The organism is Acidovorax sp. LjRoot194, assembly GCF_964253015.1.
Taxonomy (GTDB): domain Bacteria; phylum Pseudomonadota; class Gammaproteobacteria; order Burkholderiales; family Burkholderiaceae_C; genus Acidovorax.
Window position 1 is genome coordinate 5,454,513 of the sequence record NZ_CAXUQB020000001.1, and the last position, 17,452, is coordinate 5,471,964.

The 17,452-nt window shown below is 65.4% G+C and carries 19 protein-coding genes and 1 pseudogene; 9 read left to right on the plus strand and 11 right to left on the minus strand.

What is annotated here, in order from left to right; translation table 11 throughout:
• The first annotated feature begins 67 nt into the window (after nt 1-67).
• On the plus strand, nt 68-826 hold the full coding sequence (locus ACSQ3N_RS24710) for a hypothetical protein (RefSeq protein ID WP_056170881.1): 759 nt from the start codon (nt 68-70) through the stop codon (nt 824-826).
• 19 nt (nt 827-845) lie between these two features.
• On the opposite strand, the gene ACSQ3N_RS24715 is transcribed toward ACSQ3N_RS24710, so the two are convergent.
• On the minus strand, nt 846-1,607 hold the full coding sequence (locus tag ACSQ3N_RS24715; protein ID WP_156372154.1) for a nucleotidyltransferase family protein: 762 nt from the start codon (nt 1,605-1,607) through the stop codon (nt 846-848).
• Nucleotides 1,608-1,612: 5 nt separating this feature from the next.
• On the minus strand, nt 1,613-2,002 hold the full coding sequence (locus ACSQ3N_RS24720; protein ID WP_056170887.1) for an S-adenosylmethionine decarboxylase family protein: 390 nt from the start codon (nt 2,000-2,002) through the stop codon (nt 1,613-1,615).
• A 143-nt stretch (nt 2,003-2,145) separates the two neighbouring features.
• Between ACSQ3N_RS24720 and tkt the strand changes: the two genes are divergently transcribed.
• The 3 genes from tkt to ACSQ3N_RS24735 all read left to right on the plus strand — a co-directional run bounded on the left by tkt (nt 2,146) and on the right by ACSQ3N_RS24735 (nt 5,945).
• Nucleotides 2,146-4,230, plus strand: a complete 2,085-nt coding sequence (gene tkt, locus ACSQ3N_RS24725; RefSeq protein ID WP_436147722.1) for a transketolase — start codon at nt 2,146-2,148, stop codon at nt 4,228-4,230.
• A gap of 93 nt (nt 4,231-4,323) precedes the next feature.
• The gene (gene gap / locus ACSQ3N_RS24730) at nt 4,324-5,322 is read left to right on the plus strand and encodes a type I glyceraldehyde-3-phosphate dehydrogenase (RefSeq protein ID WP_056170891.1); all 999 of its coding nucleotides are present in this window, start codon (nt 4,324-4,326) and stop codon (nt 5,320-5,322) included.
• A 152-nt stretch (nt 5,323-5,474) separates the two neighbouring features.
• Nucleotides 5,475-5,945 (plus strand): hypothetical protein, encoded by a 471-nt coding sequence (locus ACSQ3N_RS24735; protein WP_056170894.1) that lies wholly within the window; start codon nt 5,475-5,477, stop codon nt 5,943-5,945.
• On the opposite strand, the gene ACSQ3N_RS24740 is transcribed toward ACSQ3N_RS24735, so the two are convergent.
• Nucleotides 5,917-7,104 (minus strand): mechanosensitive ion channel family protein, encoded by a 1,188-nt coding sequence (locus ACSQ3N_RS24740; RefSeq protein WP_082517028.1) that lies wholly within the window; start codon nt 7,102-7,104, stop codon nt 5,917-5,919. The genes ACSQ3N_RS24735 and ACSQ3N_RS24740 overlap by 29 nt on opposite strands.
• Before the next feature lie 728 nt (nt 7,105-7,832).
• Here ACSQ3N_RS24740 and ACSQ3N_RS24745 point away from each other — a divergent pair.
• On the plus strand, nt 7,833-8,210 hold the full coding sequence (locus ACSQ3N_RS24745) for a DUF4398 domain-containing protein (protein ID WP_056170897.1): 378 nt from the start codon (nt 7,833-7,835) through the stop codon (nt 8,208-8,210).
• 71 nt (nt 8,211-8,281) lie between these two features.
• On the plus strand, nt 8,282-9,202 hold the full coding sequence (locus ACSQ3N_RS24750; RefSeq protein ID WP_056170900.1) for an OmpA family protein: 921 nt from the start codon (nt 8,282-8,284) through the stop codon (nt 9,200-9,202).
• Between the two features lie 105 nt (nt 9,203-9,307).
• On the opposite strand, the gene ACSQ3N_RS24755 is transcribed toward ACSQ3N_RS24750, so the two are convergent.
• The 4 genes from ACSQ3N_RS24755 to ACSQ3N_RS24770 form a co-directional block, all read right to left on the minus strand.
• The gene (locus ACSQ3N_RS24755) at nt 9,308-9,793 is read right to left on the minus strand and encodes a DUF4279 domain-containing protein (protein WP_162241090.1); all 486 of its coding nucleotides are present in this window, start codon (nt 9,791-9,793) and stop codon (nt 9,308-9,310) included.
• Between the two features lie 78 nt (nt 9,794-9,871).
• Nucleotides 9,872-10,891 (minus strand): aldo/keto reductase, encoded by a 1,020-nt coding sequence (locus ACSQ3N_RS24760; protein ID WP_056170907.1) that lies wholly within the window; start codon nt 10,889-10,891, stop codon nt 9,872-9,874.
• Between the two features lie 57 nt (nt 10,892-10,948).
• A complete protein-coding gene (locus ACSQ3N_RS24765; protein WP_056170909.1) occupies nt 10,949-11,332 on the minus strand; it encodes an iron chaperone in 384 nt (127 codons plus the stop codon).
• 73 nt (nt 11,333-11,405) lie between these two features.
• Complete coding sequence (locus ACSQ3N_RS24770) at nt 11,406-12,038, minus strand: YdeI/OmpD-associated family protein (RefSeq protein WP_436147723.1); 633 nt, start codon at nt 12,036-12,038, stop codon at nt 11,406-11,408.
• Between the two features lie 194 nt (nt 12,039-12,232).
• Between ACSQ3N_RS24770 and ACSQ3N_RS24775 the strand changes: the two genes are divergently transcribed.
• Nucleotides 12,233-12,757 (plus strand): hypothetical protein, encoded by a 525-nt coding sequence (locus tag ACSQ3N_RS24775; RefSeq protein ID WP_436147724.1) that lies wholly within the window; start codon nt 12,233-12,235, stop codon nt 12,755-12,757.
• Here the strand turns inward: ACSQ3N_RS24775 and ACSQ3N_RS24780 are convergent.
• A complete protein-coding gene (locus tag ACSQ3N_RS24780) occupies nt 12,663-13,691 on the minus strand; it encodes an N-acetyltransferase family protein (RefSeq protein ID WP_436147725.1) in 1,029 nt (342 codons plus the stop codon). The two genes, ACSQ3N_RS24775 and ACSQ3N_RS24780, sit on opposite strands and share 95 nt — an antisense overlap.
• A gap of 156 nt (nt 13,692-13,847) precedes the next feature.
• On the opposite strand from ACSQ3N_RS24780, the gene ACSQ3N_RS24785 reads away from it, so the two are divergent.
• Together ACSQ3N_RS24785 and map are read left to right on the plus strand one after the other, a co-directional pair.
• Nucleotides 13,848-14,102: a ParD-like family protein gene (locus tag ACSQ3N_RS24785; RefSeq protein WP_396505716.1), complete on the plus strand. Its 255-nt coding sequence runs from the start codon at nt 13,848-13,850 to the stop codon at nt 14,100-14,102.
• On the plus strand, nt 14,102-14,893 hold the full coding sequence (gene map / locus ACSQ3N_RS24790) for a type I methionyl aminopeptidase (RefSeq protein WP_436147726.1): 792 nt from the start codon (nt 14,102-14,104) through the stop codon (nt 14,891-14,893). Before ACSQ3N_RS24785 ends, map begins: the two co-directional genes overlap by 1 nt.
• Nucleotides 14,894-15,125: 232 nt before the next feature.
• On the opposite strand, the gene ACSQ3N_RS24795 is transcribed toward map, so the two are convergent.
• The 3 genes and pseudogenes from ACSQ3N_RS24795 to ACSQ3N_RS24805 all read right to left on the minus strand — a co-directional run bounded on the left by ACSQ3N_RS24795 (nt 15,126) and on the right by ACSQ3N_RS24805 (nt 17,437).
• The gene (locus tag ACSQ3N_RS24795; protein WP_255354975.1) at nt 15,126-15,725 is read right to left on the minus strand and encodes a PDDEXK nuclease domain-containing protein; all 600 of its coding nucleotides are present in this window, start codon (nt 15,723-15,725) and stop codon (nt 15,126-15,128) included.
• A pseudogene (locus tag ACSQ3N_RS24800) lies at nt 15,714-16,175 on the minus strand (DUF1016 N-terminal domain-containing protein); the annotation flags it as partial. The pseudogene ACSQ3N_RS24800 and the gene ACSQ3N_RS24795, both read right to left, overlap by 12 nt.
• Nucleotides 16,176-16,486: 311 nt before the next feature.
• Nucleotides 16,487-17,437 (minus strand): Gfo/Idh/MocA family oxidoreductase, encoded by a 951-nt coding sequence (locus ACSQ3N_RS24805; protein WP_436147727.1) that lies wholly within the window; start codon nt 17,435-17,437, stop codon nt 16,487-16,489.
• Nucleotides 17,438-17,452: the final 15 nt, after the last annotated feature.

The following is a 17,452-nucleotide window of genomic DNA, read 5'->3' on the forward strand; positions in this document are numbered from 1 at the left end:
TCACGATGCGCCGCCGCCCCGGGCGATGGTCTCGAAGGCGCCCTGCTCTGCCACTTTCCCTGCAACCATGCTCAACCTGCTCAATGCCCTGCTGCACCTCATCGTGGCCGTCCTGCTGCCGCTGCTCGGCCTGCTGCTGACCAGTGCGCTGCTGATCTATGCGATGTATGTGCGCTGGGTCGACATCCCGAACAAGTGGCTGCTCACCCGCCGGGGCCTGGTGATCGCCTGCGCGGTGGCGGCAGCCTGCAACCTGCTGCTGATAGCACAGCTCTTCCTGTCGCACAGCGCCAAGCAGGCGCGGCAGGATGGCGCGGTGGTGCGTGCGAGCCGGGAGAAGTTTGTGCTGCCGCAGGACTTTCAGTACGGCGAACTGCTGATCCCTGCGGGCAGCCTCATCAACCGCAACGACCCGTTCGACAAGGGCGCGCCGGGCCGTCCTTTGGCGCTCTACGGGCTGGAGGCCGTGCGGTTCGCGGAACCGGTGCAGGTGGCCTCCGTCTGGGCCAGCGCGCTGCAGGTGGTGCCGATGCGCGTGGAGCTGGCCCAGGACCAGCAGATCGGGCCGCTGTACCGGTACGACAACGCGAGCCAGGCATGGGTGCCCCACAAGCTCATTCCGGCCATGGCGTGCAAGAAGGGCCAACTGGCCCTTTTCCAGGTGCCGCACATCCCCTACGACGTGCAGGCGGAGGTGGGCAAGCCCGCGCCCGACGGCCCGGATGCGCGCTTCATGCCCAGCCAGTGGCTGTTTCGCGGGTGTGAAAATGGCCCTGCCATTGCGGTGCAGCCTGCCTACTCCGGCCCCGCCACGGCCACGCAGTGACCGCGCCTGCGCCGCCGCGTCAGCGGTTGAGCTCTGCCAGCCGCTCGGGCGTGCCCACGTCGGTCCAGCGGCCGGTGTAGATCTCTGCGCTGACACGGCCCTGGTCCATGGCGCGGCGCAGCAGCGGGGCCAGCGGCGCCTGAATGCCGTGCGGGTTGCCGGCCGGAATGTCGCACCAGGGCTCGGCGAACAGCTCTGCACGCAGCAGGGCGATGGTGCTGTAGGTGTAGCGGGGGGCTGGGTCGCCGGGTGCGAGGTTCAACGCCAGCCCCTCTGGCGACAAGCCGAAGTCGCCGCGCGGGTTGTGCGCCGGGTTGGGCACCAGCCACAGGTGGGCCAGGCGGTCGCTGGCGGCAAAAGCCTGCACCGCGGCGCTGTCGAACACGAAGTCGGGCGCAAACACATCGCCCGCCGCCAGCCAGAACACGGGGCCCAGCTGGGGTAGCGCGCGGGCGATGCCGCCGGCGGTTTCAAGCGCCCCGCCAAAGTCCACACCCTCGTGGGAGTATGAAATTGATAGCTGCTCGCGTTTGTCTATCAAGCGGTGGAGGCCAAAAACATCTGCAAACCGCTCGCTGATCTGCGACCCGAGCCAGGCGGTGTTGATGACAGCCCGCTGCACGCCCGCATCCTGCAACGCCTGCAGGTGCCACTCCAGCAGCGGCAGCCCCTGCACCGCGAGCAGCGGCTTGGGGGTGCTGTCGGTCAGCGGGCGCATGCGCTCGCCGCGGCCGGCGGCGAGCAGCAGCGCCGGGACCTGGGTAGGGATGGCAGGGTTCATCGCGCTCATGCCGCCAGCTCCGGCACGGCGCCCCGCTGCAGCGCATGGCGCTGCACCGAAGACGGCTCGAACAAGGCCAGCAGTGCATCCATCAGCGACCGTGCCTTGTCCGAATGGTCGGCGCCGAAATTGCACACGTAGACATCGAGCGTGACGGCGCGCTGCTCGGGCCAGGTGTGCACGCACAGGTGCGACTCCGCTAGCAAAATAGTAGCTGTCACCCCGCCCGGGCCGTGCGCTGTGGCAGGGAATTCATGAAACACCTGGCCCACGGGTTGCAGCCCGGCGTGGCGCACGGCGTCGGCGCAGGCCTGGCCCAGCGCGGCGGCGTCCAGCAGCCACACGGGGGCGCAGCGGCAGTCTCGGAGATCGGCGGTGAGGTGCAGTCCTTGCATGGCCCGCACTGTAGTGCATCGCAGTGCCGGCGCCGCTTCGCCAAGGGTTCGACCCTGCCGGTTCGGGCGCGGGAAAGCAGGGCCGGTAAAATGCCGGGTTTCCCCCTGAAATCCCACCCCTCCCACCCGAACCCGCACACCCCATGGCCCATACCCCGCAGCAATCCCAACAGATGGCAAATGCAATCCGCGCATTGGCCATGGACGCAGTTCAACAAGCCAACTCCGGCCACCCCGGCGCCCCCATGGGCATGGCCGACATGGCGGCGGCACTGTGGGGCCGCCACCTCAAGCACAACCCCGCCAACCCCCAGTGGTTCGACCGCGACCGCTTCGTGCTCTCCAACGGCCACGGCTCGATGCTGCTGTACGCGCTGCTGCACCTCACCGGCTACGACCTGCCGATCGAAGAACTCAAGAACTTCCGCCAGCTGCACAGCAAGACCCCTGGCCACCCCGAAGTGGGCTACACCGCCGGCGTCGAGACCACCACCGGCCCGCTGGGCCAGGGCATCACCAACGCCGTGGGCTTTGCGCTGGCTGAAAAGCTGCTGGCCAGCGAGTTCAACCGCGAAGGCCACGCGGTGGTGGACCACAACACCTACGTGTTCCTGGGCGACGGCTGCCTGATGGAAGGCATCAGCCACGAGGCCGTGTCCCTGGCCGGCGCCTGGAAACTCAACAAGCTGATCGCCCTGTACGACGACAACGGCATCAGCATCGACGGCCAGGTCGCCCCCTGGTTTGCCGACAACACCCCCTTGCGCTTTGTGGCCAGCGGCTGGAACGTGATCGGCCCCATCGACGGCCACGACGCCGACAAGGTGGCCGCCGCGATTGCCGAGGCCAAGAAGCAGACCGAGCGCCCCACCCTCATCGTGTGCAAGACGCACATTGGCAAGGGCAGCCCCAACCGCGCCAACACCGCCAAGGCCCACGGCGAGCCGCTGGGCGCCGAAGAAATCAAGCTCACGCGCGAAGCCTTGGGCTGGAGCAGCGAGCCCTTCGTCGTGCCGCAAGACGTGTACGCCGACTGGGACGGCAAGGCCAACGGCCAGAACGTCGAAGCCGAATGGAACGAGCGCTTTGCCGCGTACACCGCCGCCTTCCCCGAGCTGTCGGCAGAACTGACGCGCCGCATGGAGGGCAACCTGCCCGCCAACTTCGCACAAGTGGCTGTGGACACCGTGGTCGCCGCCCACACCAAGGGCGAAACCGTGGCCAGCCGCAAGGCCAGCCAACTGGCGCTGGAAGCCTTCACCGCGGCCCTGCCCGAGCTGCTGGGCGGCAGCGCCGACCTGACCGGCTCCAACCTCACCAACACCAAGAGCACGCCCAACCTGCGCTTTGACATGCAGGGCAACGTGGTGCAGACCGAAGTCGAAGGCGGCCAAAAAATCGGCGGCCGCCACATCAACTACGGCGTGCGCGAATTCGGCATGGCCGCGATCATGAACGGCATCGCGCTGCACGGCGGCTTCATCCCCTACGGCGGCACGTTCCTGACCTTCAGCGACTACAGCCGCAACGCCATTCGCATGGCTGCGCTGATGAAGCAGCGCGTGATCCACGTGTTCACGCATGACTCCATCGGCCTGGGCGAAGACGGCCCCACCCACCAGTCCATCGAACACGCCGCCAGCCTGCGTCTGATCCCCAACCTCGATGTGTGGCGCCCCGGTGACACGGCCGAAACCGCCGTGGCCTGGAGCGTGGCCCTGTCCAACCGCAACAAGCCCACCGCCCTGCTGCTGTCGCGCCAGAACCTGCCCTACGCCCCCAAGCGCGACCTGGGCGACATCAGCCGCGGCGCGTACGTGCTGTCCGAGCCCGCCGACGTGGGCCTGAACAAGAAGGCCGTGGCTGTGATCATCGCCACCGGCTCCGAAGTGCAGCTGGCCCTGAAGGCCCAGCGCCTGCTGGCCGACAAGAAAGTTGCGGTGCGCGTGGTCTCCATGCCCAGCACGACCACGTTCGACCGCGAAGACGCCAAGTACAAGAGCAGCGTGCTGCCCGCCGGCGTGCCCCGCGTGGCGGTGGAAATGGGCGTGACCGACGGCTGGTGGAAGTACGGCTGCGCCGCCGTGGTCGGTATCGACACTTATGGCGAATCGGCTCCCGCGCCCGTGCTGTTCAAGCACTTCGGCTTTACCGAAGAGAACGTCGCCGACGCCGTACTGGTTGCCATCGGCGCCGCACGGCTCAAGCCCGCCAAGAAGGCACGCTGACCCGTCCAGCCCGCCGCGCGCCCTGCCGCCGGCGGGCGCGTTGCGGCAGATTCCTGATTTTTCGACTTTGCAACCTTGGAGAGATGACAAGCTATGACGATCAAGATTGGTATCAACGGCTTCGGCCGCATCGGCCGCAACGTGCTGCGCTCCGCCGTCCAGAACTTCAGCGACATCGAAGTCGTGGGCATCAACGACCTGCTGGAGCCTGACTACCTGGCGTACATGCTGCAGTACGACTCGGTGCACGGCCGCTTCCAGGGCACCGTGTCGGTCGAGGGCAATACCCTGATCGTCAACGGCAAGAAGATCCGCCTGACGCAAGAGCGCGACCCCGCCAACCTGAAGTGGAACGAAGTCGGCGCCGATGTGGTGATCGAATCCACCGGCCTGTTCCTGGACAAGGTCACCGCGCAAAAGCACATCGATGCCGGCGCCAAGAAGGTCATCCTGTCGGCTCCGTCCAAGGACGACACGCCCATGTTCGTGTTCGGCGTGAACCACGACACCTACGCTGGCCAGGCCATCGTGTCCAACGCATCGTGCACCACCAACTGCCTGGCCCCCGTGGCCAAGGTGCTCAACGACAAGTGGGGCATCAAGCGCGGCCTGATGACGACGGTGCACGCTGCCACCGCCACGCAAAAGACCGTGGACGGCCCGTCCAACAAAGACTGGCGCGGCGGCCGCGGCATTCTGGAAAACATCATCCCTTCGAGCACCGGCGCTGCCAAGGCTGTGGGCGTGGTGATTCCGGCGCTGAACAAGAAACTGACCGGCATGTCCTTCCGCGTGCCCACCTCCGACGTGTCGGTGGTCGACCTGACGGTGGAGCTGGAAAACGCCGCCACGTATGATGAGATCAAGGCCGAGATGAAGGCACAGTCCGAAGGCGCTCTGAAGGGCGTGCTGGGCTATACCGAAGACAAGGTGGTGGCCACCGACTTCCGTGGCGACACCCGCACGTCGATCTTCGACGCGGACGCCGGCATTGCGCTGGATGGCACCTTCGTGAAGATCGTGTCTTGGTACGACAATGAGTGGGGCTACTCGAACAAGTGCCTGGAGATGGTGCGCGTCGTCGCCAAGTGATGATGAAGTGATGGATGATCAGTGGTCCGTCACCAGTGATGGACACAGGATTTAGAAAGAAGCGATAAGTCTGCAACTACCCGTTCAGGCCGGCTGTCCGCAAGGGTCGCCGGCCTTTTTTTTTGACACCCTGCAGCTGCTCGTGCCCCGTAATGAATGACCAAATACCGAACCCACCAGCATGGGTGAAGGGCCTCGTTCTCGCGGGCCTGATCCTCCCGCCGACCGCCCTGCTGGGCCTGTGGATGCTGTTCGAAGTCGGCGATGTCAGGCCCGGATGGCCGCTGTACTACATCGGCGTGCCTCAAAGCATCCGCGATGCCACGCCCACCTTTGCAGAATGCCGCCCAGCGCGCTTTCACTGGAAGGGGCGCGATGGCGAAGGCGTGCCGTATGTCGCCATGGACTACGGCAGCTACATGAATCCCGATGTGGCGTTGCTGAAACACGCTGCCGCCATGGCGCCCCTGGCTTGTAGCGGCGACCGGGCCCAGGTTTCGGGCGCCGGGACTCACTTTCGCCACATGCGCTGCGAGCACGCCGATGTGTGGAGCGCCGACATCAGCGTGGAAGAACGCGGCCCCTGCCGTGAGGTCAAGGTTGGCTTTGTGTTGAACGACTGAGGTCTTCACCCGCGACCGCCTGTTTCACCGGGTCTGCTTCTTCCACCGGCTGGCCTCCTGCTGCCGTTCTGGCCGCTGCAGCAGGCCGGTCTCTCGCAATGTGGACCGTGCTCGTCGGGAACGCAAACTCCACCCCCATGGCCTTGAACTCGCGCATCAGCGCCAGATTGACGGATTGCTGCAAATCCATGTAGAGATTGAAGGCCGGGTCTTGCACGATGTAGACGACTTCATAGTCGAGCGAACTCTCGCCGAACGACTTGAAATGCGCCCGGTCCAGGCGCAGCTCCGGGTGCGCTTCGATGAGCCTGCGCACCACGCCGGGGATGGCCTCGGCCTGCTCAGGGGTGGTGGCGTACGACACGCCGAATTGGAAGACGATGCGCCGCTTCTCCAGCATGCGGTAGTTGCTGATGGTCTGCTTGAGCAGATCGGTGTTGGACATCACGATCTGCTCGCCCTGCAAGCTGCGGATGCGCGTGGTCTTGAGGCCGATGACCTGCACCGTGCCCGACACGTTGCCCACCACGATGAAGTCGCCCACCTCGAAGGGCTTGTCGACCGCGATGGCCAGCGACGCGAACAGATCGCCCAGAATGTTCTGCACCGCAAGCGCCACCGCAATGCCGCCCACGCCCAGGCTGGCGATGAAGGCGGTGATATTGACCCCGACGTTGGACAGGATGGCCAGCAGCACCACGCTCCACAGCAGCGTGCGCAGGCCCCAGGACAGCAGCGTGGCCGAGGCGCTGACCTGCGTCATGCCGCTGGAGCTGTGCCGCTGCACGTAGCGGCCCACGCCAAGGCCGATGGCGCGCATGCCCCACAGCCCCATCTGCAGGGCCACGGCCACGAACCACAGCTGGCTCAACCGCGTTTCCCAGCGCGGGGGCAGGTCCAGGAAGTTGGCCCCCACCAGCACCGCGACCAGCAACACCAGCAGCCGGCTGGTGCCGGCCAGCACGTCGGCTGCTGTGTGCGCGGTGGCGCTACCTGAGCGGCTGGCCCAGCTGCGGGCGCGCCGAGTGAGCAGGTGCAGCACCACCATGATCGCAAAGTAGGTGGTGACGGCTGCGGCCAGTGCCAGCAGCAGGCTCCACAACGGAATGCCGATGACGGTGGTCTCGCGGACCCAGGTCATGAAGGGGAAATCTTGCATGCTCAACGCTGCTCCTTGCATTGGATCGGCACAGGGCCCGCGCTGCACGCGCTGCACCCGGCCGATGTTCACGAAAAGCGAAGAGCGCCCGCTACTGCCAGCGCGACGACCACGCCGCACATGGCGCCAGCGCAGGCTGGCACAGCCGATCTACCGGATGGCCAGCAAGCAAAAACCCAGGCGCAGCCACAAGGTGCTGGCGTGCAGAACAAGCCCGTTTGACAAGCCGCTTCAACAATCTTTGGAGCCTGCTTGCAAGGCTTTGAGCGTGGTCCGCACACGCTTGCGTGTGGGCACGTCGCTGGTCGCCCGCACAGCACCACACTACACACGCTGCACTGCGGGCCCTCGCAGTTGCGCCGGTAACAACCCACCGCTGCGTTCACGCAATACGCCGAGGCACCCCGAGCATCACGGGCCCTTTCGCTGCCAAGTACCTAGCGTGCCACGTTGATGTCCGCAGAGCCGTAGGACTCAGCCGCGCACACCTGCTCCGCCCTCTAATGCAAAGCTGCCAATGCAAGAGCGAATGCAATTGCAAGAGTTCGTAAGACTTCGCCCACAGGAATACAGAGGCAGTACCTACGCCCCCTCCACGGTCCGCCGCCAACAATGCATACACACCAGGGCCACCCCTGGTCTCCGGTGCCAGCACCGCACAACGTGCCCTCGCGGCACAGCCGCTGGCCACCGTCACTACACCACTTTCAGCAGGAGTTCACTACACCATGCACTCGACCGCACTCATCCGAACCACCGCTGCAGCCCTTGCGCTGGGCACCCTGGCGGCATGCTCTTCCACCCCCGCGCCCACCGAGCAGATGGCCGTGACCCGCACCACGGTGAACCGCGTTGCGGCTGCACCCGCAACGGCCGCCAATGCACCGGTCGACCTGCAGCGCGCGCAGGAAAAGCTCATCCAGGCCGAGAAGTCGATGACCCAGGGCGACTACAAGAACGCCCGCCGCCTGGCAGCCGAAGCCGAGGTCGATGCCCGCGTGGCCGAGACCCGTGCCGATGCGGCCCGCAACGCCACCAACCTGGCCCAGGTGCAGGACAGCATCCGTGCGCTGCAGGAAGAAATCAACCGCCGGTCTCCGCGCTGAGCGCTGTCGCACCCTCTGCGCCGCGCCTCACCTACTGACCGCCTGAACGACATTTGAAGGGACATCCCACCATGCGCCAATTGATCCACCGTACCACCGCCCTGTGCTCCAGCCTGATCGCCGTGGGCCTGCTCGCCGCCTGCGCTAGCACCGCCCCCCTGCCCGCCCTGGAACAAGCCCGCTCTGCCGTCACCGCCGCGGCGGGCGACCCTACCGTGAACCAGTACGCCGCTGTGGAGCTCAAGCAAGCCACCGACGCCCTGGCCCGCGCCGACCGTGAATGGGCCGACGACCACGACGAATCGGAAACCAACCACCTGGCATACATCGCCCGCCAGCGCGCCGAGATCGCGACCAACACGGCCCGCGCACGCCAGCTCGATGCCAACATCCAGCAAGCCGGCAGCGAGGCCGACCGCATCCGCCTGCAGGCCCGCACCCAGGAGGCCGACCAGGCCCGCCTGCGCGCCCAGCAGGCCCAGGCCCAGGCCATGAGCGCCGAGCAACGCGCCGCCCAGCAGCAGGCCAACGCCACCGCTGCCATGGCCCAGGCCAACGCCGCCCAGGACCGCGTGCGTGCGCTGGAAGCCCAGTTGCGCGACATGGAAGCGCAGCAAACCGAGCGCGGCCTGCTGGTCACGCTGGGCGACGTGCTGTTCGCCTTCAACAAGGCCGAGCTGTCGCCCCAGGCCGCACCGCGCCTGGAAAAGCTCGCCAACTTCCTCAAGCAGTTCCCGGACCGCAAGCTGCTGATCGAGGGCTATACCGACAGCGTGGGCTCCGACAGCTACAACCAGGACCTGTCCGACCGCCGCGCGCAGGCCGTGCGCGACGCGCTGGTGGTGCGCGGTGTTGACACCAGCCGCATCACCGCCCGCGGCTACGGCAAGGTCTACCCGGTGGCGGACAACGCATCGCCGGAAGGCCGCGCCATGAACCGGCGCGTGGAGATCGTGATTGCGGATGACAAGGGGAATCTGCGCGGCCGTTGAGTCTTGCGATGAACCCACAAAAAGGCCCTGGAGCTTCATTGCTCCAGGGCCTTTTCTTTTCAGTGCAAGTAAACGCAGCCAGTCAATCGAGCGCGAGCCCAGCTTCTATACGCAGGTGAAGTTGAATGAAACGCCCACGCCCAGGTTCATGAGAAGACGCAACGGCTCATTCTTCACGGTGAAGTACGGGTAGGGGCTTTCCGAGAAGCATCCAAGAACGATGTCAGTGCTCGTGGACTGGAGAATGACCTCTCGAAAGTAATCTTGGTGGGGAGCGATGGTGTCCCAAAGCCATTGGACATGCTCATCCAGAGAGGCATCGCCACCCAACGGCGATGCCAGCAGCCACACGTCCTCGGACCACAGTTTCTCCGCTGCCCGTAGTTCGCCCTTGCGAGTCGTACGAGTGGGCAGGATTCCCGTCTTCAATGAAACGATGTCGTGGAGCAGACCAACACCAGCAATCCGCAGCGATGCATCAAAGCTGTAGAAACGAGGCCTGCCTCGATAGGCAGGATTGCCATTGATCTTTTTCTGCCGACGCCGGCCGCGCTCCAAGCGGCGTCGAACCGAAGTAGTGATACGTGCCATCTTTGTTTCTCTCTGATGCTGTCGCATGGGTGGCATCGCTGCATATTGAGATCATGACCACAGGTAGCGCTTCTGCGACTACCCCCCGCGACCCTCAAACGTCTCGGTATCTACCTCACCCGCACTCTGCGCGCTGTACCGCGGCCCCACCACTGTGCGCTCATTGATCAGCGCATCGAGCCGCGCGATCACCGCCGCATCAAGCTGCACGCCAGCAGCACCCACATCGTCCAGCAGGTGCTCCACGCTCGTCGTCCCGGGGATGGGGATGATGTGATCGCCACGGTGCAGCAACCACGCCAGCGCCAGCTGCGCCGGGGTGCAGCCGACCTCGCGCGCGATGTCTCGGTAGCCGCCTAGCAGTTGCAAGTTGGCCGCGTACGCATCGGGTGCAAAACGCGGCATGGCGCGGCGGATGTCCTTGGCGTCGAGGGTGCTGACGTCCGTGAGGTCGCCGCACAGAAAGCCCCGCGCCACGGGGCTGAAGGCGACGAAGGCGGTGCCCAGGTCGCGGCAGGCGTCGAGCACCGCGATCTCGGGGTTGCGGGTCCACAGCGAATACTCGGTCTGCACCGCAGCGATGGGGTGCACGGCGTGCGCGCGGCGCAGGGTGGCGGCGGACACCTCCGACAGGCCGATGCTGCGGATCTTGCCCGCGCGCACCAGGTCGGCCAATGCGCCCACGCTGTCTTCGATGGGCACCTTCTTGTCCCAGCGGTGCAGGTAGTACAGGTCGATCACGTCGGTCTGCAGGCGGCGCAGGCTGTCCTCGCAGGTCTGGCGCAGCGTGGCGGGGCGGCCGTCGATCACGCGCACCAGCTTGCCGTCGCCGGCCACGTCCACGCCCTGCATGCCGCATTTGCTCGCCAGGGTGAAGCGGCTGCGGTGGCTGTTCATCACGCGGCCCACCAGTGTTTCGTTGGCGCCGAAGCCATACAGCGTGGCGGTGTCGAACAGCGTCACGCCGGCATCCAGCGCGGCCAGCAGCACGCGCTCGCCCTGCTCGGCCGACACCGGCGCGCCGTAGGCGTGCGAGAGGTTCATGCAGCCCAGGCCGATGGCCGAGACGGAGAAAGGTCCAAGGTTTCTTTGTTGCATGGCGCAAGCTTAACGCCATGCATCCTCACACCAAGGGTCACCCGGGGCGCTGCGGGTTCACTCCCAGAAGCTGTCGGTAATGCGTGCCTGCACGCGCTGCACGCTGTACTGCGCGATCTGCCGCAGCAGCGCTTCCGGAAGGGGCTGGTCATACGGCAGCACGATGGTGCCTTGGGTGGTCTTCACCGCCTTGAGCTCCGCCTCGAAATGCGCCATGGCAGACGCGGGCGGTGCAAAGCTGGCGTGCGCCTTGTGCGCGGAGAAGCCGTACACAAACCGGGGCTCGATGAAGAACGGCGTGTTCCATTTGATGGCCTCTTGCGCATCGGGCGCGGCATGTTGAAGCAGCGTGTAGAGCGATTGCAATAGAGGCCGGCCCGCGGCAGGCGCCTGGTCGATGTAGTCGGCAATGCTGCGGTAGCGGGGTGCGGGTGCCGTCATGGTGAAAAGCTTTCCAAAAAAATGCTGGGGCGTTGTGCGTTGCAGCCATCGGCAGTTTTTGCACAGACGGACTTCAAGCCTTGGCAGCTGCCGCAGCGGCCCGCCCCTTCCACAGGTCGATCCGCTCGCCCGCCTGCGACGCCGTCAGAAGCTGGGCAAACCGCGCAGCGCGTGTCTCTGGCCGCTTGGCCGACGTCACCCAGTGCAGCATGGACTTGCGGTACCCCGCGGGCGCGGCCTCGAAGAACTGCCAGGCCTTCTTGTGGCGTTTGAACTCGCGCAATTGCGGCGCGGGCAGCTCGGCGGCTGCAGCCTGCTCGTGCGAATAGATGGAGGACTTGTGGGCCTGGCGATGGCTGAAGGCCGCCAGACCTGCAGGCGTCATGCGGCCAGCGGCTTGCAGCTGCTCCATCTTGGCGATGTTGACTGCACTCCAGATGGACGACGGCTTGCGCGGCGTGAAGCGGATGGAATAGGTGAGCTCGTCGATGCGCCGGCGCACACCGTCGATCCAGCCAAAGCACAGCGCCTCGTCCACCGATTCGGACCAGGTCATGCACGGGCGGCCGGTGCCGACCTTGTGAAAACCCACCAGCAGTTCGGCCGACTGCGCGGCATGCGTTTGCAGCCACTGCCGAAAGGCAGCGGGCGTGGCGAAGAAGGTGGGAGCGCAGGGCGGTGAAGCTAGGGCAGCAGGCTTGGGCATGGCGCCACCATTGTTGCCAACATCCACAGGTGTGTACAGCCAGCATGCCGCAGTGTGCGGTGTCGCCAAGGGCGGTGGCGGTGGCGGCCGCCAAGCCAGCGCGCCAAAACCTGCCCAGCGAGTCACCGCCAGCGCTACATTACGCGAGCCCACCGGCACCCCCAAAGTCGGCGAATCCGACCAGGAGAAGCGCAATGTCCTCCGCCATCTACCCCGCCTTGTTCTTCACCGTCGCGATGATGGTCAACACGGGCTACTTTTTGCTCGGCGGCCTGCCGCTGCTCATCCTCAAACACGACGAACCGCTGGATGCCCGCTTCGTGCGCGGCTTCTTCAACGTGTACTACCACGCGGCCTTCTGGGTGGCGCTGGGTGCGGCGGTGAGCTATGCGCTGTGGGGCCGGTTTGTGTTTGCCGTGGGGGCTGCGGTGCTGGCCGCCACCGCCACGATTTTGCGCAAGCGCCTTTTGCCGGCGATGCTGCAAGTGGGCAGCCAGATCGAAGCCGGAGATGCCAGTGCACTGCAGCGGTTTCGGCGGATGCATGCCACGGTGCTGCTGCTCACCTGGTACAGCTCGTGGTCATCGTCTGGGGGCTCATCGTGCTGTCGCAGGCTCTTTCACGCTAGGGTGCCGGGCGGCGCAACAGGCTTGTGGCCGAGCCTACCGCGCCCGGTTGCAGGGGCTTGCGGAACACGCAGTTGCGCTGCTCGACGATGAATCCGCAGTCTTCGTAGATGCCCTGGGCGCCGTGGGCGTTGGTGCTGTCCACGCCCAGCCCGGACTCGTGCATGCCCGCGTCGGCCTGCACCCGGAGGCTGCGCGAGATCAGCGCACGCGCCAGGCCCCGGCGGCGCCAGCGCTCGTCCACGCTGATGAATTCCGTCCAGCCGCGCTGGCGTGCGTTGCCCGCATTCCACGTGGTGTCGATGTACGCGCGCACCTGGCCCGCCACTTCGTTCGTGGCCACATCCCAGGCCACCTGCCACAGGTGCGGCTGGAACACGGGGCTGTCCAGCCAGCGTTCGTAGTCATCGTCGTCCGGCGGCACGGCACCCCAGTGGGACCGGAACGCACGGTGGTGCGCCTCGCGGATGGCGCGGTAGTGGTCGGGCTGCACCGCGCGCACTTCCACGCCGGCAGGCAGCGCGAAGTCGGCGATGTCGTTCAGCGTGGCGCGCACCATGGTGAAGAAGTAGCGCTCGGGCCGGTAGCCGGATTTTTCCAGCAGCGCCGCGCGCGCGGTTTCGCCTTGGGTGACGAAGGCGTGGTGCGCATGCGGGCCGGGGTGGCCCCGGGCCGCGGCCATGGCGCGCTGCCGCGCCTCCAGCCACGCATGCAGTTGCGTGCCGATGCCGCGCCTGCGCCACGGCGGTGCGACCACGGCGAACTGCCCGTACAGCTGCAGCCCGTCGACCTGCTCCCAGTGCCAGGCACGCACATAGCCTGCGATGTTGTCTCCCGCCTGCGCGATCCACACGTCGTGCTGCGGCACGCACGCGGTGAATGCGGCGTAGTCGCGCGCCACGTCGTCCACGGTGCGGAAGAACCGGGTCTCATCGAGCGCAAAGCTGGCGTTGGCGCAGGCGACCATGGCCGGAAAATCCGACGGCCCGGCGAAGGGGCGAAAGGTCACGGGAGGCGATGAACCCATGGGTGGCTGATCCTGGTGTTGCGGTGGCGTGCGTGGGCCGCAGAGGCAGCGGCACGGCGGACCGCCCATTGTGGTCAACCCATGCTGTGCGTCACCTTAAGACGTCGCTACACGTTTTATATATAATTCGTATACGTTTTATATAGAGACCAATCCATGGGTATCGTCAAAATTTCCGACCAGATGCACGAAAACCTGCGGGTCGCAGGCACGGCACTGAGCCGCTCCATCAACGCGCAGGCCGAGCACTGGATGCGGGTGGGCATGCTGACCGAGATGCACCCCGAGCTCGACCACCGCGAGATCTGCCAGCTGCTGGTGCGGGCCGAAATGGCGGGCGGCCTGGACATCGCCATGGCCGTGGACGGCCTGCCGGACAAGCCACGCGCCGTGGCGAACGGGAAACACTGATGGCGCGCAGCGTCCCCATCAAGTCGGCGGACGAGCTGGCCCTGTCGCGGCGCGCCGCGCAGTTGGCCGCCGAGGTGCTGCACATGATCGAGCCCCACGTGGTGCCCGGCGTGAGCACCGAGGAACTGGACCGCATCTGCCACGACCACATCGTGAACGTGCAGGGCGCGGTGCCGGCTAACGTGGGTTACCTGGGGTACCCCAAGACCATCCTCACCTCGGTCAACCAGGTGGTCTGCCACGGCATTCCGTCGCACGACAAGATCCTGAAGAAGGGCGACATCGTCAACATCGACGTGGCGGTGATCAAGGACGGCTGGTACGGCGACACCAGCCGCATGTATTTCGTCGGCGCGCCCAGCACGCTCGCCCGGCGCCTGGTGGAGACGACGTACGAAGCCCTGTGCGCGGGCATCCGGCAGGTGCGGCCCGGCGCCACGCTGGGCGACGTCGGCCACGCGATCCAGACCGTGGCGCAGCGCGAGCGCTTCAGCGTGGTGCGCGAGTACTGCGGGCACGGCATCGGGCAGATTTATCACGACGTGCCCAACGTGCTGCACTACGGCCAGCGCGGCACCGGCCTCACGCTGGAGGCCGGCATGGTCTTCACCATCGAGCCCATGCTCAACGCCGGCGGCCGCGAGACCAAGGAGCTGGCCGACGGCTGGACCGTGGTGACCAAGGACCGCTCGCTGTCTGCACAGTGGGAGCATATGGTGGCGGTGACGCCCGAAGGGTACGAAGTGCTCACGGCCTGGCCGGGCGGCACGGGCAGCTACGCGCCGATCTGAACCATCTGATCGACGGCGCGCCTTGCGTCCAGGCGCTGCGCAGGTGGCGTACGTCGGCCAAAAAAGAGCAGCTATTGATTTGATAGCTGCTTGCGCCCGTCAGATGCGCAGCAGGGGCCTTTTGGGGCATGAATATTGAGCGACGACCGTACCAAGAGCGCAATGACCGGCCGGCGGCTCCGTCATGGTTGTTCTTCAATTCGCCCAACTCGCCCAACTCGCCTTTGCCCGCTCATTCATTCCCGCCCCCCAACTCCTCCACGGCCCTGTGCAAGAAAGCCGCCATCTCCTCCGTGCCTGGTAGCTGCACCTGGTAGCGCGACACAAAGAGCTTGTTGCTCATGTCTGCCAACGCGTACTGCACCAGTTCGGTGTTCTTGCGCGTGCACAGCAATATGCCGATGGGCGCCTGGTCGCCCTCGGTCATGTGGTTGTGCTTGTAGTAGCTGACATAGGCGTTCAGCTGCCCCAGGTTTTCGTGTTTGAAGGCATCGTTCTTCAGCTCGATGAGCACATGGCACTTGAGCACACGGTGATAGAAAACCAGATCCACAAAGAAGTGTTCGCCGCCCATCACCACGCGCTTTTGCCGTGCCTCAAAGCAAAAGCCGTGACCCAGTTCCAGCAAAAAAGCTTGCAGCTTGTCGAGTAGCGCATCCTCAAGCTGGCCTTCGGTCACGGTCTCCTGAGGCTTCAGGCCCAGAAATTCAAAGACGTAGGGATCGCGGATGATTTGCTGAGGATCGGCCCGCTCGGCTTTGGCGTGGGCCCGCTGTGACAGGGTCGTCTTTTCGGTGGAGAGGCCGCTGCGCTGGTAGTACAGCGTGCTGATCTGGCGCTTGAGTTCGCGCACCGACCAGTTGCCGCGCAATGCCTCGGTTTCGTAGAAGCTGCGTTGCGCCGGGTCTTCCAGGCCTACCAGCTCCTCGATGTGGCTGTACGACAGGCGGGTGAGCAGCTGCAATGGGTCGCCAGCGCCCGCTTCCGTCCCCCAAAGTGGGGACGCTGTCCCCACTTTTACTTGCGCGTCGGCTGTAGGTGGCTGCAACTCGGCGAATTGTGGGGACAGCGCCCCCACAATGCCTGGATAAAGGCGATAGAAGCGCAAATAGCGGTAGAGCTGGCGCCGGTCGCAGTTGCTGACCTTGCCTTGTGTGAGTTGCTCGGCCAGTTTGTGAAGCAGCTTGTCGCCGTAAGTGGCGCGGTCCGCGCCCTGTAGTTCGTAGTGATGGATGTGCGCACCGATCAGCCAGTTGCGAAACGTCAGGCTGATGTTGACGGCACGTGTCGCCTGCGCGGCTCACTGTGCGTGCACATGACGGATGTCGGCCACCAGAGCCGAAAAGCTGCTGGGCGGTGGTTCGCGCTTGCTGAGACTGCGTTTAGATGCCATAGCCCAGTCCCACCCTGCTTTCGCGAATCTCGGCTTGCGCCGGTGGTCTACCAAGCTTGCCGGGACGTTGTTGTCCACGAATGTTCACGCCATGTTCCAAAAGCCGCCTCCGCAGTGCCCATAAAAAAGCCCACCCCGTTGACCGAATCATTCTATTCGGCGGGGTGGGCGATGGGCCCCATGGCGAGAACCGGGCGGCTCTAGCCGTTGAGCTGCTGCTCCAGCCCGTGCAGGACCTCGTAGCACGCCAGCACGCGGCCCACGCTAGAGTTGGGTTCGCGGCCTTCCTGGATTGCGGCGAAGAACTCGCGGTCCTGCAGCTCGATGCCGTTCATCGACACGTCGACATGGCTCACGTCGATCTTCTCGTCCTTGCCGTTGTACAGGTCGTCGTAGCGCGCCAGGTAGGTGGCGGTGTCGCCGATGTAGCGGAAGTACGTGCCCAGCGGGCCGTCGTTGTTGAACGAGAGCGACAGCGTGCAGATGGCGCCGTTCTCTGCCTTGAGCTGGATGCTCATGTCCATCGCAATGCCCAGCACGGGGTGGATGGGGCCTTGGATGGCGTTGGCTTTGACGATGGGGCTGCCTGCCTGGTAGGCGAACAGGTCCACCGTGTGCGCTGCGTGGTGCCACAGCAGATGGTCCGTCCAACTGCGGGCCTGGCCCAGCGCGTTGGTGTTGGTGCGGCGAAAGAAGTAGGTCTGCACATCCATCTGCTGGATGTTGAATTCGCCCGCCTGGACCTTCTGGTGCACGTACTGGTGGCTGGGGTTGAAGCGGCGCGTGTGGCCGCACATGGCCACCAGGCCTTTGTCCTTTTGCGTGGCGACGACTTCCTGCGCGCCCTTCAAGCTATCTGCCAGCGGGATCTCCACCTGCACGTGCTTGCCGGCCTTCAGGCACGCGATGCTCTGCTCGGCATGCATCTGCGTGGGGGTGCACAGGATCACGGCGTCCACTTCCTGGATGGCCAGCGCATCGTTCAGGTCGGTGCTGACGTGCTTGATGCCGTACTTGTCGGCCACTTCCTGGGTCTTGGCCAGGTCGCGGCTGATGAGGGAGATGACTTCGACGCCGTCGATGTTTTTAATGCCGTCCAGATGCTTGATGCCGAAGGCGCCAGCACCGGCGAGCGCGACTTTGATGGTCATGTCGGGTTCCTTGAA

What these genes read in the sequence shown, in the direction of transcription:
- gap (WP_056170891.1), top strand. Translation starts at nt 4,324, where the DNA reads ATGACGATCAAGATTGGTATCAACGGCTTCGGCCGCATCGGCCGCAAC.
- ACSQ3N_RS24770 (WP_436147723.1), bottom strand. Translation starts at nt 12,038, where the DNA reads ATGCCCAAGCCTGCTGCCCTAGCTTCACCGCCCTGCGCTCCCACCTTC.
- ACSQ3N_RS24715 (WP_156372154.1), bottom strand. Translation starts at nt 1,607, where the DNA reads ATGAACCCTGCCATCCCTACCCAGGTCCCGGCGCTGCTGCTCGCCGCC.
- map (WP_436147726.1), top strand. Translation starts at nt 14,102, where the DNA reads ATGGCGCGCAGCGTCCCCATCAAGTCGGCGGACGAGCTGGCCCTGTCG.
- ACSQ3N_RS24780 (WP_436147725.1), bottom strand. Translation starts at nt 13,691, where the DNA reads ATGGGTTCATCGCCTCCCGTGACCTTTCGCCCCTTCGCCGGGCCGTCG.
- tkt (WP_436147722.1), top strand. Translation starts at nt 2,146, where the DNA reads ATGGCCCATACCCCGCAGCAATCCCAACAGATGGCAAATGCAATCCGC.
- ACSQ3N_RS24710 (WP_056170881.1), top strand. Translation starts at nt 68, where the DNA reads ATGCTCAACCTGCTCAATGCCCTGCTGCACCTCATCGTGGCCGTCCTG.
- ACSQ3N_RS24785 (WP_396505716.1), top strand. Translation starts at nt 13,848, where the DNA reads ATGGGTATCGTCAAAATTTCCGACCAGATGCACGAAAACCTGCGGGTC.
- ACSQ3N_RS24765 (WP_056170909.1), bottom strand. Translation starts at nt 11,332, where the DNA reads ATGACGGCACCCGCACCCCGCTACCGCAGCATTGCCGACTACATCGAC.
- ACSQ3N_RS24750 (WP_056170900.1), top strand. Translation starts at nt 8,282, where the DNA reads ATGCGCCAATTGATCCACCGTACCACCGCCCTGTGCTCCAGCCTGATC.
- ACSQ3N_RS24735 (WP_056170894.1), top strand. Translation starts at nt 5,475, where the DNA reads ATGAATGACCAAATACCGAACCCACCAGCATGGGTGAAGGGCCTCGTT.
- ACSQ3N_RS24745 (WP_056170897.1), top strand. Translation starts at nt 7,833, where the DNA reads ATGCACTCGACCGCACTCATCCGAACCACCGCTGCAGCCCTTGCGCTG.
- ACSQ3N_RS24805 (WP_436147727.1), bottom strand. Translation starts at nt 17,437, where the DNA reads ATGACCATCAAAGTCGCGCTCGCCGGTGCTGGCGCCTTCGGCATCAAG.
- ACSQ3N_RS24760 (WP_056170907.1), bottom strand. Translation starts at nt 10,891, where the DNA reads ATGCAACAAAGAAACCTTGGACCTTTCTCCGTCTCGGCCATCGGCCTG.
- ACSQ3N_RS24740 (WP_082517028.1), bottom strand. Translation starts at nt 7,104, where the DNA reads ATGCAAGATTTCCCCTTCATGACCTGGGTCCGCGAGACCACCGTCATC.
- ACSQ3N_RS24775 (WP_436147724.1), top strand. Translation starts at nt 12,233, where the DNA reads ATGTCCTCCGCCATCTACCCCGCCTTGTTCTTCACCGTCGCGATGATG.
- ACSQ3N_RS24755 (WP_162241090.1), bottom strand. Translation starts at nt 9,793, where the DNA reads ATGGCACGTATCACTACTTCGGTTCGACGCCGCTTGGAGCGCGGCCGG.
- ACSQ3N_RS24720 (WP_056170887.1), bottom strand. Translation starts at nt 2,002, where the DNA reads ATGCAAGGACTGCACCTCACCGCCGATCTCCGAGACTGCCGCTGCGCC.